The sequence below is a fragment of the Aquifex pyrophilus genome (assembly GCF_054656935.1).
In genome coordinates this window covers 1-13,003 of sequence record NZ_BAAHXJ010000015.1, presented here as the reverse complement: position 1 = coordinate 13,003, position 13,003 = coordinate 1, and the positions used below count along the sequence as shown (strand labels likewise).

Annotated in this window: 15 protein-coding genes; 8 read left to right on the top strand and 7 right to left on the bottom strand. The window is 46.0% G+C overall.

The window, feature by feature from the left end:
- The first annotated feature begins 32 nt into the window (after positions 1 to 32).
- On the top strand, positions 33 to 2,012 hold the full coding sequence (locus ACYQZ0_RS08205) for a hydantoinase/oxoprolinase family protein (RefSeq protein ID WP_459776109.1): 1,980 nt from the start codon (positions 33 to 35) through the stop codon (positions 2,010 to 2,012).
- Here ACYQZ0_RS08205 and ACYQZ0_RS08200 read toward each other — a convergent pair.
- Genes ACYQZ0_RS08200 through tsf form a run of 5 tightly spaced genes read right to left on the bottom strand, consistent with a single transcriptional unit; the run spans position 1,999 to position 5,173 of the window.
- A complete protein-coding gene (locus ACYQZ0_RS08200; protein ID WP_459776108.1) occupies positions 1,999 to 2,517 on the bottom strand; it encodes a thermonuclease family protein in 519 nt (172 codons plus the stop codon). The genes ACYQZ0_RS08205 and ACYQZ0_RS08200 overlap by 14 nt on opposite strands.
- On the bottom strand, positions 2,514 to 3,029 hold the full coding sequence (locus ACYQZ0_RS08195; protein ID WP_459776107.1) for a hypothetical protein: 516 nt from the start codon (positions 3,027 to 3,029) through the stop codon (positions 2,514 to 2,516). Before ACYQZ0_RS08195 ends, ACYQZ0_RS08200 begins: the two co-directional genes overlap by 4 nt.
- The gene (gene frr, locus ACYQZ0_RS08190; protein ID WP_459776106.1) at positions 3,026 to 3,580 is read right to left on the bottom strand and encodes a ribosome recycling factor; all 555 of its coding nucleotides are present in this window, start codon (positions 3,578 to 3,580) and stop codon (positions 3,026 to 3,028) included. Before frr ends, ACYQZ0_RS08195 begins: the two co-directional genes overlap by 4 nt.
- A 4-nt stretch (positions 3,581 to 3,584) precedes the next feature.
- Positions 3,585 to 4,307, bottom strand: a complete 723-nt coding sequence (gene pyrH / locus ACYQZ0_RS08185) for a UMP kinase (protein WP_459776105.1) — start codon at positions 4,305 to 4,307, stop codon at positions 3,585 to 3,587.
- Positions 4,307 to 5,173, bottom strand: coding sequence for a translation elongation factor Ts (gene tsf / locus ACYQZ0_RS08180; protein WP_459776104.1), 867 nt, complete (start codon positions 5,171 to 5,173; stop codon positions 4,307 to 4,309). Before tsf ends, pyrH begins: the two co-directional genes overlap by 1 nt.
- A 54-nt stretch (positions 5,174 to 5,227) precedes the next feature.
- On the opposite strand from tsf, the gene ACYQZ0_RS08175 reads away from it, so the two are divergent.
- Both ACYQZ0_RS08175 and ACYQZ0_RS08170 read left to right on the top strand, forming a co-directional pair.
- Entirely contained in the window at positions 5,228 to 5,671 is a 444-nt protein-coding gene (locus ACYQZ0_RS08175; protein ID WP_459776103.1) for a DUF501 domain-containing protein, read from the top strand.
- A complete protein-coding gene (locus ACYQZ0_RS08170; RefSeq protein ID WP_459776102.1) occupies positions 5,668 to 6,444 on the top strand; it encodes a DUF3108 domain-containing protein in 777 nt (258 codons plus the stop codon). Before ACYQZ0_RS08175 ends, ACYQZ0_RS08170 begins: the two co-directional genes overlap by 4 nt.
- Here ACYQZ0_RS08170 and holA read toward each other — a convergent pair.
- Positions 6,335 to 7,366 carry a DNA polymerase III subunit delta gene (gene holA, locus ACYQZ0_RS08165; RefSeq protein WP_459776101.1) on the bottom strand — a complete coding sequence of 344 codons (1,032 nt, stop codon included), beginning with the start codon at positions 7,364 to 7,366 and terminating at the stop codon, positions 6,335 to 6,337. The genes ACYQZ0_RS08170 and holA overlap by 110 nt on opposite strands.
- A gap of 41 nt (positions 7,367 to 7,407) precedes the next feature.
- Here holA and ACYQZ0_RS08160 point away from each other — a divergent pair, with 41 nt between their 5' ends.
- Genes ACYQZ0_RS08160 through ACYQZ0_RS08145 form a run of 4 tightly spaced genes read left to right on the top strand, consistent with a single transcriptional unit; the run spans position 7,408 to position 10,065 of the window.
- The gene (locus ACYQZ0_RS08160) at positions 7,408 to 7,932 is read left to right on the top strand and encodes a YceD family protein (protein WP_459776100.1); all 525 of its coding nucleotides are present in this window, start codon (positions 7,408 to 7,410) and stop codon (positions 7,930 to 7,932) included.
- Positions 7,932 to 8,123, top strand: a complete 192-nt coding sequence (gene rpmF / locus ACYQZ0_RS08155) for a 50S ribosomal protein L32 (RefSeq protein ID WP_459776099.1) — start codon at positions 7,932 to 7,934, stop codon at positions 8,121 to 8,123. The genes ACYQZ0_RS08160 and rpmF overlap by 1 nt, the downstream gene beginning before the upstream one ends.
- Positions 8,123 to 9,136 carry a phosphate acyltransferase PlsX gene (plsX, locus tag ACYQZ0_RS08150; protein WP_459776098.1) on the top strand — a complete coding sequence of 338 codons (1,014 nt, stop codon included), beginning with the start codon at positions 8,123 to 8,125 and terminating at the stop codon, positions 9,134 to 9,136. Before rpmF ends, plsX begins: the two co-directional genes overlap by 1 nt.
- Positions 9,136 to 10,065, top strand: a complete 930-nt coding sequence (locus tag ACYQZ0_RS08145; RefSeq protein ID WP_459776097.1) for a beta-ketoacyl-ACP synthase III — start codon at positions 9,136 to 9,138, stop codon at positions 10,063 to 10,065. Before plsX ends, ACYQZ0_RS08145 begins: the two co-directional genes overlap by 1 nt.
- Here ACYQZ0_RS08145 and pdxJ read toward each other — a convergent pair.
- Positions 10,055 to 10,783, bottom strand: a complete 729-nt coding sequence (pdxJ, locus tag ACYQZ0_RS08140; protein ID WP_459776096.1) for a pyridoxine 5'-phosphate synthase — start codon at positions 10,781 to 10,783, stop codon at positions 10,055 to 10,057. The two genes, ACYQZ0_RS08145 and pdxJ, sit on opposite strands and share 11 nt — an antisense overlap.
- 89 nt (positions 10,784 to 10,872) lie before the next feature.
- Between pdxJ and fusA the strand changes: the two genes are divergently transcribed.
- Positions 10,873 to 12,972: an elongation factor G gene (gene fusA / locus ACYQZ0_RS08135; protein WP_459776095.1), complete on the top strand. Its 2,100-nt coding sequence runs from the start codon at positions 10,873 to 10,875 to the stop codon at positions 12,970 to 12,972.
- Positions 12,973 to 13,003 lie beyond the last annotated feature (31 nt).

The window sequence follows — 13,003 nt, the reverse complement described above, 5'->3', positions numbered from 1 at the left end:
TTTCAGTGATATATTTCATTAAACTTAAAACCATGGATAAGGTTTACGTTGGCGTTGATACGGGAGGAACCTTTACGGATTTCGTTTACTGGGACGGAAAGAGCTGGAACGTCCTGAAGATACCATCAACTCCTCAAAATCCAGCAGAAGCGGTTATTGAAGGCCTGAAAATAATAGGAAAGAATAAAAAGCTTGATATAGTTCACGGCTCTACCGTTGCGACGAACGCACTTCTTGAGAGAAAGGGGGCAAAAACAGCCCTAATAACAAATAAAGGCTTTGAAGACATCATAGAGATAGGAAGACAGAACAGGGAGGAGCTTTACAACCTTCATTATAAGAAGCCAGAGCCTCTGGTTCCGAGAAATTTGAGGTTCGGTATAAAATGCAGAATTAATAAAAGGGGAGAAATTCTTGAGGATATAAACCCCGAAGAGCTTGAGAAGGTCGTGAGGGAAATCTTGAGGGAGAACGTTGAGTCGGTTGCGGTTTGTTTCCTCCACTCATACGCAAATCCCGAACACGAAAAGGCGGTGGGAAGAAGGCTGGAAAAAGAAGGTATTTTCGTTACGCTCTCTTCCGAAATCCTTCCCGAGTTTAGAGAATACGAAAGAATTTCAACGACGGTTATAAACGCATACGTATCACCGAAGATGAGCGGGTATCTCAACTACCTTAAAGAAAATGTAAAGGAAGGAGATAGCCTTAGGGTTATGCAGTCAAACGGAGGGGTTATATCCGTTGAGACCGCTTCAAAGGAGGCGGTAAGAACCATACTCTCGGGCCCCGCTGGGGGCGTTATGGGGGCCCTATACGTGGGAAAGCTCGCGGGATACGAAAAGCTCATAACCTTTGATATGGGGGGAACATCCACGGACGTATCCCTTATAGATAAAACGCCGAGGCTCACGACGGAATCAAAGATATCGGGTCTCCCCGTAAAGGTTCCTATGATTGATATACACACCGTAGGAGCGGGAGGGGGCTCAATAGCGAAGCTGGACGAGGGGGGAGCCCTGAGGGTTGGTCCCGAAAGTGCGGGAGCGGAGCCTGGCCCCATATGCTACGGAAGGGGAGGAAAGGAGATAACTGTAACAGATGCGAACCTATACCTCGGTAGGCTCGTTCCCGAACACTTCCTCGGAGGTAAGATGAGGCTTTATCCCGAACTACTGGAAGAACCTTTTAAAAATCTTTCGGAAAAACTCGGTGTTGAACCCTACGAGCTTGGGGAGGCAGTACTGAACGTTGCAAACTCAAATATGGTGAGGGCTATAAAGAAGATATCCGTTGAAAGGGGATACAACCCCATGGAGTTTACCCTCGTCTCCTTCGGAGGTGCGGGAGGCCTACACGCGGTATTTCTCGCAAAGGAGTTAAACATACCGAGGGTTTTGGTTCCCAAAAATCCCGGACTTCTTTCCGCCGTAGGTATGCTTATCTCGGACGTGGTAAAGGACTTCTCAACAACCGTTATGCTGAGAGAAGAAGAGATTAAGAAAGAGGTTCTTGAGGAGATATACAGAGTAATTGAGGAAAGACTTCTAAAGGAGATGGAAAGGGAGGGTTTCCCAAGGGATAAAGTGATAATTGAGAGGTATGCGGACCTCAGGTATAAGGGGCAGTCTTACGAGATAACTGTTCCCTACACAGAGAAATTGAAGGAGACCTTTGAGATGGAGCACGAAAAGCTCTACGGGTATGCCCACAGGGGAAGGGAAGTTGAGCTCGTAAACGTGAGGGTAAAAGCAATAGGCGTAAAGGAAAAACCCGTTATAAAGCCCTACGAGAAGAAAGAGGAGAAAATAAAGCCTGAGGCTTTCCTTGGGGATAGAAGAGTTTACCTGAGTGGTGAATTTTACACCTTTAAGGTTCTTGACAGGGATAAGCTTACTTACGGAAACAGGATAGATTTTCCAGCCATAATCGTTGAGTACTCCTCAACCACGTTAATCCCTCCCGATGTGGTTGCGGAAATAGACAGATACGGAAATATAGTTATCTCCCTTTGAAGAACTCCCAAAAGCCTTTTCTCTCTTCGTAAGCCTCTTCCTGCGCCTCCCCGAGCCTTTTTAGATACTTCACCTGCGGGGGTATTATGTAAACGAAGGCAAGACCTTCTTTTACAAGGAGCTCGTTTAACATCTCGTCCCTGTCCTCATCAAGCCATACAAAGGCAAGCATTCTACCGTGAGGGTCCTTATTCTTCACCGAAGGTTCAAGGTAAACGGTTTTTCCTTTTACTCGCTTTTCAGCGTATCTCTTTGCCTCCTTTCCAAAACTGAGAACCGTGTCAAGCCCCCCTATAAACCACTTGGCCTGTTTTATTCCCTTTCTTCTGTTATGTGTTTCAAGGGTGTCTATGCCCATAAGCCTTACCTTTATAGCTCTGTTTTTTCCCTTGAGAACACACTTAAAGGTGTCTCCGTCTATCACCCTTACAACCTTGCAGGGTATAAGTTCCCCTCCGAAGATAAAAAGTAAAGGGATAAAGATTAATCCTAAAAGTCTCCTCATTTATCAGCTCCTTTTAACAAAAATAATTCTATTTCTGCAAGGTTTGAGAAGTAGGTTGAGGGATACTTCTCCTTTATACCGCTCCATATACTTATAGCCTTTTCATTTTTTCCGAGCTTCTGATAGGAGAAAGCCTCAAGGCTCTTGAAAGAGGGATAGTTAAAATCCTTTTCCGTAAAGTGTTCTTCTTCCTTTAAAACTTCCTCGTATTTACCACTCAGATATTTATCCACCAGAGTTCTTTCTTTAAAAAACTTTTTAAAGTCTTTGTCCTCAATACTTTTGTAAGCCTCTTCATACCTTCCGAGTTTTGCAAGTATATAGGGGTAAAAGGGCGTTCCCTTAACCTCTTTCAAGATTTCCTTTTCCGATATCTTTCCCTTCTCAAAGAGATAAACCTTATAAGATAGTTTTTTTAGTTCTTCTATTTTCCTTTCTTTAAGGTAGTTGTAAAGCCAGACAGAAGAGACGAGCACAAAGATTGCCCCGAGGAGTATGTAAAAATCCCTCATACGCTCATTATCTCCTCTTCCTTCTTTTCCATAAGCTTGTTAATCTCCTCAATATACTTGTCTGTTAATTTCTGGAGTCTCTCAAGAGCTCTCTTCTTCTCATCTTCCGAAATGCCCTCAAGCTCCTCTATCATCTCCTTCGCTTCCCTTCTTACGTTTCTCACCCTTACCCTTGCCTCTTCGGTAATCTTGTGAAGGAGTCTTACGAGCTCCTTTCTCCTTTCCTCGGTGAGGGGCGGGAGGGTAATCCTTATTACGTTCCCCTGAACGGTTGGGTTTAGGTTCAGCTCTTCCCTTATTGCTTTCTCTATTGCGGAAGCGGCGTTCTGGTCCCAGACCTGTATCACTATCTGGTTGGGTTCAGGAACGGAAATGGTTCCGAGCTGTTTTACGGGAACCTTAGAGCCGTAGTAATCAACCTTTATCTCCTCCACGAGCGCGCTTGAAGCCCTTCCCGTTCTTAGCCCCGCAATCTCCGACTTGTAATACTCAACCGCCTTTTTCATATCCCTTTCCGCTTCCTTAAAAATCTCTTCAAGCTCTTGAATCATCTCTTCACCCCCTTACTAACGAACCCACCTCTTCTCCGAGGACAGCTTTCCTGAGGTTTCCCTTCTCCCTTATATTTAAAACGATTATCGGTATCTCGTTTTCCTTACATAGGGTTAAAGCTGTGTGGTCCATAACTTTTAGCCCTTTGTTTATAACCTCAAGGTAGGAAATCTCCTTTATAAGAACCGCGTCCTTATATTTTTCTGGGTCCTTATCGTAGATGCCTCCCACCTTTGTAGCCTTTATGAGGACTTCCGCCCCGATTTCCGCGGCTCTCAGTGCCGCAGCTGTATCCGTTGAGAAGAAGGGATTTCCCGTCCCGCCCGCGAATATAACTATCCTTCCCTTCTCAAGGTGTCTTATAGCTCTCCTCCTTATGTAGGGCTCTGCAATCTGCCTCATCTCTATTGCGCTCAAAACCCTCGTGGGAATATTTACGTGGTTCTCAAGGGCAGACTGGAGTGCAAGGGCATTTATGACGGTTGCGAGCATTCCCATGTAATCCGCAGTAGCCCTGTCTATACCTATCTCCTTTCCCTGAAATCCCCTGAAGATATTTCCTCCGCCTATCACTATGGCTATCTGAACGCCGAGTTCGTAAACCCCTTTTATCTCGTGGGAGATGTATTCAAGAAAGGAGGGGTCAATGCCGTAGCCCTGCTCCCCCGCAAAAGCCTCCCCTGATAGCTTCAAGAGAACCCTTTTATACCTCGGGCTCTCCTCCATCAGAGCCCACCCAGCTCAAACCTGCAAAAACGCTTTATCTCCACACCCGTTCCGCTCTCCTTTATAACGTCCCCGACCTTTTTCTTCTCCTCCTTTATGAAGGGCTGTTCAAGGAGAACCTTTTCCTGATAGAACTTCTTCAGTTTTCCTTCAACGATCTTGTCAACTATGTGTTCGGGCTTCCCTTCCGAGAGAGCCTGCTCTCTTAGTATTCTACTTTCCCTCTCAAGAACCTCTTCGGGTATATCCTCAATTCTTACGTATTCGGGTCTCATGGCGGCTATCTGCATAGCTATGTCCTGAACGAGCCTTAAAACCTTATCGTTTAGCTCGGGAGCTTTAAAATCCAGTAGAACTCCTATCCTTCCTTCCCCGTGAACGTAGGAGTGGAGGTAATCCTCGGTATCGTATCTGCAATACCTTGAAAGCTTTATATTCTCACCTATTTTCGCTATAGCCTCCTTTATGAGGGTTTCTACAGTCTTTCCGGGCTCATCGTAAAGCTCCTGAGAAAGTATATCCGCTCCCTCACCGCTCTTGTCTTTATTCTCATCCTTCTCAAGTATGTGCCTCGTTATCCTCTCCGCAAGCTTCCTAAACTCCTCATTTCTCGCAACAAAGTCCGTTTCGCAGTTTAGCTCTATCATAGCTCCCTTTTTTCTGTCTTCCGATACGATTACGTAGATAACTCCCTCCTTCGTTTCCCTACCCGCCTTCTTTTCAGCCTTTGCGAGTCCCTTTACCCTCAAGATTTCCTTAGCCTTTTCTATATCACCGCCCGCTTCCTCAAGGGCTTTTTTACAATCGAGCATTCCCGCTCCTGTCATCTCCCTTAACTTCTTCACATCTTCCATACTGACGGCCATTCTTCTACCTCCGTATTTATCCTTTCTAATTATACCAGCTTAAATTAATCCCTTATGAAGCTTGAGGTTGTTGAAAATCCTATAGTCGTATTTGAGAAGAGCATATACAGACCAGAGCCAACACGTTTCTGGATACTTGAACCTGAGCTAAAGAAAGCGGTCTCAAAACTTGAATCGGAGGGATACATTAAGAAGTTATCGGAGGAGATAACAAAGGACGAAGAGCTTTTTAACTTCTTCATAAAGCTTCACGAAAAGGAGGTAAAAAAAAGGGAAGAAATACTTAAAAGAGATTTTCCAGAGATTTATAATGGAACGGGAAAGTGGGACATGGTGTGTAAAAGGGTTTTACTGAACAAAGATATAGGAATAGGCGGAATAAGGAACTTCAGGGCAAAGCCCTTTAAGGTGAGGTGTCTCCACCTCTGGACCGCTTACCACCTCGGCGATGAGGAGTTTAAAAACCCCATAGGGGAGTTCGTCCTCAGTAAGATATGATTCTCTTGATTCTCCTTCCTTTCTTACTTTTCGGGAGCGAACTGAAGATTTGCCATAAGGCCTATTACCTCATATTTCCCGTTGCCTACAACTGCACAACCTACAGAGTGGAAAGGGAGAAATTAACGATAGAGGCGAATACCACAAACGAAGGGCTCGGCAAACTCCTCGGAAAGGTAGAAATAAGGGGAGTATCCGAGGGAAGCATTAGGAGAACAAAACTTTTCAAGCTAAAGTTAAACATAAGGGGAAATGTAAGGGAGCATTTTTACATCTTTAAGGATAACGGAGTTTATTACGTGATAAAAGGGAAAGAGAGGTTTAAAGGTTTTATGAAAGCTCCTCCCTATGACCCCTTCAGGGCAGGGCTCTTCCTTTACATAACCGCATCGGAGCGGGAGAGGGTAATTAAGTTCTTTTACGACGGAAAGGTTCAAGAGGTTAAATACAGAGTTGTAGGCAGGGAAACACTTGAGTGGAAAGGGAAGGTGTATAAAACCTTAAAGGTTCTCATAAAACCGAAGGTTGAGACGAAGGGACTTTTAAAGCCGAAAGGGGAATGGCTTTTATGGCTTGACTTAGAAACGTTAATTCCCGTTAGGCTGAAGGTTTCCTTCACGCTCGGCTCGGTAAATATGTGGATTGATAGAGTTAAGGGGGATACTAAACTTTTTTGGGACTTAAGGCAAAGCTTAGGACAAACTCCTTTAAAAGCTTTGAGGGGTCCTGAAAGTATAGCTTCTCAAGCATATCAATCCTCTGGAGTGAGGTAAGCATCCTTTTTAAGCTTTCCTTATCGTTTCTCTTCAGGTATTCGGTAAACTTCAGCTTTGCGAACTGGTTCTTTATACCGAGCTTTTCAAGAACTTTGTTTTTATCTTCCTTCTCAAGCATTCTACTCGCTGTATACAGCTTTATAACGTAGCTTGTGAGGAGCTTCTGTATCTGGAGGGGATGTATTCCCCACCTGTAGAGGTTCTCAAGAGTCTCAACCGCTTTCTCGTAATCCCCGAGGAGAAAAACATCAACGAAGTTAAACACATTTATGTTATCAGAGAGGGTAAAGAGCGCTCTCTTTATATCTTCAAGACTCAGGCTCTTTTTATCCCATGCGTAATCAATGAGTTTCTCAACCTCAAGCTTTAACTCCATAAGGTTGTATTCCGCAGACTCAAGGAGATAATTTAGGGCTTCTTCCTCTATCTTTATTCCCTTTTCGGTGAACTTCTTCCTCACGAGGTTCTTTATCTTCTCCTTTGAGAGCTTTCCCGAGTTCACGATTAAACCGAAGGTCTGTATGCTTTTGTAGGGTTCCGTAGAAAGCTCCTGTTTCTGGAGCTTCCTGTCAAAGACTATAAACAGGTAATTACTCTTTACGCCCTTCAAAGTTTTTATGAGAAACTCCCTTGATTTCTTCTTCCTTCCGAGCTTCTTGAGGAATGATTCAAATTTGTAAAGAACGACCGCTTCCTCTTTTGAGCTTCCGAATATTCCCCTCTCCGAAAGTGCGGAGTAAAGCTCCTCCTCCGTTATCTCGTCCCCCCATAAAACCCTGTAGTTACTACCGAACCTCTCCTTAAGCTTTGAGAGGAAAGTTCTTATGAGATAGGGCTCGTCCCCGTGGAGTATAAAGACTCTCTCTTTTACCTTTCCCCCGAGGAACTCTTTCTGAAACTGGATAATGTTTCTCTCCACAGTTAAATTAAATTTAATATAACATTTGCGAGGTTAGTGCCATGCTTACCCTTGACCTTAAAGAAATCTTTAAAATATCGGATAGGTTTGTGGGCTCATACGAGCTGAAACCCGAGGACCTGAAACTACCCTCCGAGATAGGGGTAATTAAGGAACCCGTAAATGTGAATCTTGAGATAACCAAGGATAAGGAGGGATACAAGATAAGGATAAGTATAGAGGGAAACGTTGAACTTGAGTGTAGCAGGTGTCTGGAAACTTACGTAAAGGATTTAACACAGGAAAAGACAAAGCTCCTCCAGAACACGCCGAACGAGGAAGGGGTATTTATGCTGAAGCCCAAGGACCTTGAGGTCTCATTTCTTGAAGAGCCGGACATAGTGGATGTTGCCCAGCTCGTAAGGGAGGAGATAATCCTAAGCATACCCATGAAGCCCCTCTGTAGCCCCGACTGCAGGGGAATTCCGGGATACCAGGTTGAGTTTGAAGAGGAAACAAAACCCCAAAAGAGAAACAACTCTTTTGCTATACTAAAAGATTTGTTAGCAGGAAAAGGAGGTAGGTAATGGCTGTTCCGAAGGCGAAAACCTCAAAGTGGAGAAGGAACCAAAGGAGAGCCCAGAACTTCTTTAATAAATTCAAGAGGAGTATTCCTTCCCTTTCCACATGCTCAAATTGCGGGGAGAAGATAATACCCCACAGGGTATGTCCTTACTGCGGGCATTATAAGGGAAGGGAAGTTATAGAAGTAGAGTAATGGAAGCGATAGCGGTTGACTGTATGGGGGGCGATTATGCCCCCCTTGAGATAGTAAGAGGGTGTATCTTAGCGGCAAGGGAGCTGGGATGTAAGGTTTACCTCGTAGGAAAAGAAGAAGAAATATACCCCATTCTCAAAAAAGCGGGAGAGGATAAAAATCCCCTGCTTGAAATAATTAATGCGGAAGAGAAGATAGAGATGAACGAACCACCCTCAAACGTTTTGAGAAAGAAAAACTCCTCCCTCTTCGTCGCCGCAAAGCTTGTAAGGGAAGGTGTAGCCCAGGGGCTTGTATCCGCCGGGAATACAGGTGCCGTTCTCGCGGTAGGCAAGTTCGTGGTCGGTGCGGAGGAAGAGGTAGAGAGGCCCGCAATAGGAGTTGCCCTCCCGAACCCTAAGGGGAAGACCGTTTTAATAGACGTCGGTGCAAACGTTGACTGCAAGCCGAGACACCTCGTTCAGTTTGCGGTTATGGGACACACTTACGCCGAAGTTATGCTCGGTATAAAGAACCCGAGGGTGGGCATACTCAGTATAGGGGAAGAGGAGGGAAAGGGAAACGAGCTCGTTAAAGAGACCTACCCTCTCCTCAAGGCCACAAGGCTTAACTTTAAGGGAAATGCGGAGGGGAGGGATATATACGCCGGAACCTTTGACGTTATAGTTTGCGACGGATTTGTTGGAAACGTTATCCTGAAGGCGAGCGAAAGCCTCGGTCTTGCGGTTGTTCAGATGATAAAGGAAGAGATAAAGAAGAGCTGGCTTGCAAAGCTCGGTGCTCTTCTCTTGATGCCCGCCCTTAATAACTTCAAGAAGAAGGCTGACTTTGCGGAGTATGGTGGAATTCCCCTCCTCGGGGCTAAGAAGCCCGTTATAATTACCCACGGAAGGGCCAACGCGAAGGCTATAAAGAATTCTATAAAGGTGGCCCTTGAGTTTCTTGATACCCACTTTAACGAGAAGTTAACCCAGAACTTAAAAACCCTAATACCCGAGGGAGTGAACGTTTAATGGGAACGAAGATTGTTGGAACGGGCGTTTATCTGCCAAAGAGTGTCTTGACTAACTTTGACCTTGAGAAGATGGTTGATACGTCAGACGAATGGATAATGACGAGAACGGGAATAAAGGAAAGGAGAATAGCCAAGGAGGAAACGATAACCCACATGGCAACCCAAGCGGCAAAAGAAGCCTTAAAAGACGGGAGCACATCTCCAGAAGAGCTTGACCTTATAATCCTTGCAACGCTCACTCCCGAAAAGAGATTTCCCGCAACCGCATGTCTTGTTCAGGCACAGCTGGAAGCAAAGGGTGTTTACTCCTTTGATATATCAGCAGCCTGTAGCGGGTTTTTATACGGGCTTGATATAGCAGACAGCTTCATAAAGGCGGGTAAGGCAAAGAAGGTTCTCGTGATAGGTGCGGAGAAGCTCTCGGAGGCGGTTGACTGGGAAGATAGGTCAACCTGCGTTCTCTTCGGGGACGGAGCCGGCGCGGTTCTCTTTGAAAACTCCGAGGATGAAAGCGACGTTCTCGCTACAAAGATGTATTCGGAGGGGAGTCTTGAGGAGCTCCTTTACGCGGATAAGTGCGGATATATACGCATGAAGGGGAGGGAGCTCTTCAAGGTGGCGGTAAGGAGCATGGAAGAGGTTTGTAGAGAGGTTCTTGAGAAAGCAAATGTAAAGCCAGAGGAAATAAGCCTCGTAATACCCCACCAGGCAAACGTAAGGATAATAAACGCCCTTGCGGAAAAGCTGGGACTCCCGAAGGAGAAGTTTTACGTAAACATTCACAAATACGGAAACACTTCCGCCGCATCAATCCCCATAGCCCTCCACGAAGCTATAAAGGAGGGAAAGATAAAAAGGGGAGACCTTGTTCTAATGACCGCTATGGGAGGAGGGCTAACCTGGGGAGCGGCACTCCTCAGGTATTGATAAGCTTTATCATCTCCTTTACAGCCCTCTCAAAACCAAAAATAACCGCGTTTGCAACTATTGAGTGTCCTATATTAAGCTCTTCCACAACATCTTTAAGCTCCCTTACGAACTCCTTAACGTTGTGGTAAGTTAGACCGTGTCCCGCGTAAACCCTGAGTCCCCTTTCCCTTGCGTAAATCGCCGCTTCCCTTATCCTTCTCAGCTCTTCCCTTGCCTCCTCAAATCTGTGTTCGTTCCAGAGGTTTGCATACCTTCCCGTGTGTATTTCTATAGCATCCGCACCTACGTAAAGGCTTGCCTCTATCTGTTCCTTATCGGGCTCAATAAAGAGGGATATCTCTATTCCCGCTTCCTTCAGGGGCTTTAGGTATTCCTTGAGCCTTTCCTTCATTGAGACAACGTCAAGACCGCCCTCGGTCGTTATTTCCTCCCTCCTTTCGGGAACGAGGGTTATCCTGTCGGGCCTCACCCTCAGGGCTATTTCTCTCATCTCCTCGGTAGGTGCCATCTCAAGGTTTACGGGAATATTTACGAGTTCCTTTATCAGCTCAAGGTCCCTATCCTGAATATGTCTCCTGTCTTCCCTTAGATGTAAGGTAATCTGGTCGGCTCCGGCCTGCTGGGCTATCAAAGCGGCGAAAACGGGTGATGGTTCAAAGGTTCTCCTTGCCTGTCTTACGGTCGCAACGTGGTCAACGTTTACACCGAGCCTCATATTTTTAATTTTAAAAGCCCTTGATTTTTAAAACTTTTTAAAGCTAAAATATTTAAGCTAAATCTTTTACGGGTGATGGAGGTAAGGATATGGCAAGAGAGGTGCCTATAGAGAAACTGAGAAACATAGGTATAGTAGCACACATAGACGCGGGTAAGACAACAACCACCGAAAGAATACTCTACTACACGGGAAAGACATACAAAATAGGGGAAGTTCACGAAGGTGCAGCAACGATGGACTGGATGCCCCAGGAAAAGGAGCGGGGTATCACAATAACCGCCGCAACAACCGCTTGTTACTGGACCAGGAATGGGGAGAGGTATCAGATAAACATAATTGATACGCCGGGACACGTTGACTTCTCCGTTGAAGTCGTTCGTTCTATGAAAGTTCTTGACGGTATAGTCTTCATATTCTCAGCGGTTGAGGGTGTTCAGCCCCAGTCCGAGGCAAACTGGAGATGGGCGGACAGATTTAAGGTTCCCAGAATAGCCTTTATAAACAAGATGGACCGTCTCGGTGCGGACTTCTACAGGGTTTTCAAGGAAATAGAAGAGAAGCTCACCATAAAGCCTGTTGCTATCCAGATACCCCTCGGAGCGGAGGACCAGTTTGAGGGCGTCATAGACCTCATGGAGATGAAGGCGATAAGATGGCTTGAGGAAACCCTCGGTGCTAAATACGAGGTCATAGACATACCCCCCGAATACCAGGAAAAGGCTCAGGAATGGCGCGAAAAGATGATAGAGACGATAGTTGAAACCGACGACGAACTTATGGAGAAATATCTTGAAGGACAGGAGATAAGCGTTGAGGAGCTCAGGAAGGCTTTAAGAAAGGCAACAATAAACAGACAACTCGTTCCCGTTCTGTGCGGTTCCGCATTTAAAAATAAAGGAGTTCAGCCCTTACTTGACGCGGTGATAGATTACCTACCCTCTCCCATAGACCTGCCCCCCGTTAAGGGAACAAATCCCAAGACGGGAGAGGAAGAGGAGAGAAGGCCTTTGGACGAAGAGCCCTTCTGTGCATACGCCTTCAAGGTTATGGCTGACCCCTATGCGGGACAGCTTACCTACATAAGGGTTTTCTCCGGAACGCTCAAGGCGGGCTCTTACGTTTACAACGCAACGAGGGACGAGAAACAAAGGGCCGGAAGGCTTCTCCTCATGCACGCGAACTCCAGAGAAGAAATACAGCAGGTCTCCGCAGGTGAAATATGTGCGGTTGTGGGACTTGATGCTGCAACCGGAGACACCCTCTGCGACGAGAAACACCCCATCATCCTTGAAAAGCTTGAGTTCCCCGACCCTGTCATATCAATGGCTATAGAACCAAAGACGAAGAAGGACCAGGAAAAGCTCTCGCAGGTTCTCAACAAGTTCATGAAGGAGGACCCGACCTTCAGGGCCACGACGGACCCCGAAACCGGTCAGATACTCATACACGGAATGGGTGAGCTCCACCTTGAGATTATGGTTGACAGAATGAGAAGGGAATACGGGATAGAGGTTAACGTCGGTAAACCCCAGGTTGCATACAAGGAAACAATTAGAAAGAAAGCCATCGGAGAAGGTAAGTTCATCAAGCAAACGGGTGGTAGGGGGCAATATGGACACGCTATTATAGAGATAGAACCCCTTCCGAGAGGTAAGGGATTTGAGTTCATAGACGACATACACGGAGGAGTTATACCCAAGGAGTTCATACCTTCCGTTGAGAAGGGTGTAAAGGAAGCTATGCAGAACGGCATACTCGCAGGATACCCGGTCGTTGACGTGAGGGTTAGGCTCTTTGACGGCTCTTACCACGAGGTTGACTCCTCGGACATAGCTTTCCAAGTTGCGGGCTCTCTCGCATTCAAGGACGCGGCAAAGAAGGCGGACCCCGTTCTCCTTGAACCCATAATGGAGGTTGAGGTAGAAACTCCCGAAGACTACGTGGGAGACGTTATTGGAGACCTCAACTCAAGGAGAGGAAAGATTATGGGAATGGAAAACAAAGGAAATATAACAGTCGTTAAGGCTCACGTTCCCCTCGCGGAAATGTTCGGATACGCTACAACCCTCAGGAGCTTGACACAAGGTAGGGGAACGTTTATAATGAGATTTTCCCACTACGACGAAGTTCCGCAACATATTGCGGAGAAGATAATCGGGGAAAGAATGGCTGGAAAGAGCTCTTAATTAGGAGGTAAATAGATATGGCTAAGGAGAA

Excerpts from the sequence above, each read along its gene's own strand:
- ACYQZ0_RS08205 (WP_459776109.1), top strand. The coding sequence starts at position 33 with ATGGATAAGGTTTACGTTGGCGTTGATACGGGAGGAACCTTTACGGAT.
- ACYQZ0_RS08200 (WP_459776108.1), bottom strand. The coding sequence starts at position 2,517 with ATGAGGAGACTTTTAGGATTAATCTTTATCCCTTTACTTTTTATCTTC.
- ACYQZ0_RS08195 (WP_459776107.1), bottom strand. The coding sequence starts at position 3,029 with ATGAGGGATTTTTACATACTCCTCGGGGCAATCTTTGTGCTCGTCTCT.
- frr (WP_459776106.1), bottom strand. The coding sequence starts at position 3,580 with ATGATTCAAGAGCTTGAAGAGATTTTTAAGGAAGCGGAAAGGGATATG.
- pyrH (WP_459776105.1), bottom strand. The coding sequence starts at position 4,307 with ATGGAGGAGAGCCCGAGGTATAAAAGGGTTCTCTTGAAGCTATCAGGG.
- tsf (WP_459776104.1), bottom strand. The coding sequence starts at position 5,173 with ATGGCCGTCAGTATGGAAGATGTGAAGAAGTTAAGGGAGATGACAGGA.
- ACYQZ0_RS08175 (WP_459776103.1), top strand. The coding sequence starts at position 5,228 with ATGAAGCTTGAGGTTGTTGAAAATCCTATAGTCGTATTTGAGAAGAGC.
- ACYQZ0_RS08170 (WP_459776102.1), top strand. The coding sequence starts at position 5,668 with ATGATTCTCTTGATTCTCCTTCCTTTCTTACTTTTCGGGAGCGAACTG.
- ACYQZ0_RS08160 (WP_459776100.1), top strand. The coding sequence starts at position 7,408 with ATGCTTACCCTTGACCTTAAAGAAATCTTTAAAATATCGGATAGGTTT.
- rpmF (WP_459776099.1), top strand. The coding sequence starts at position 7,932 with ATGGCTGTTCCGAAGGCGAAAACCTCAAAGTGGAGAAGGAACCAAAGG.
- plsX (WP_459776098.1), top strand. The coding sequence starts at position 8,123 with ATGGAAGCGATAGCGGTTGACTGTATGGGGGGCGATTATGCCCCCCTT.
- ACYQZ0_RS08145 (WP_459776097.1), top strand. The coding sequence starts at position 9,136 with ATGGGAACGAAGATTGTTGGAACGGGCGTTTATCTGCCAAAGAGTGTC.
- pdxJ (WP_459776096.1), bottom strand. The coding sequence starts at position 10,783 with ATGAGGCTCGGTGTAAACGTTGACCACGTTGCGACCGTAAGACAGGCA.
- fusA (WP_459776095.1), top strand. The coding sequence starts at position 10,873 with ATGGCAAGAGAGGTGCCTATAGAGAAACTGAGAAACATAGGTATAGTA.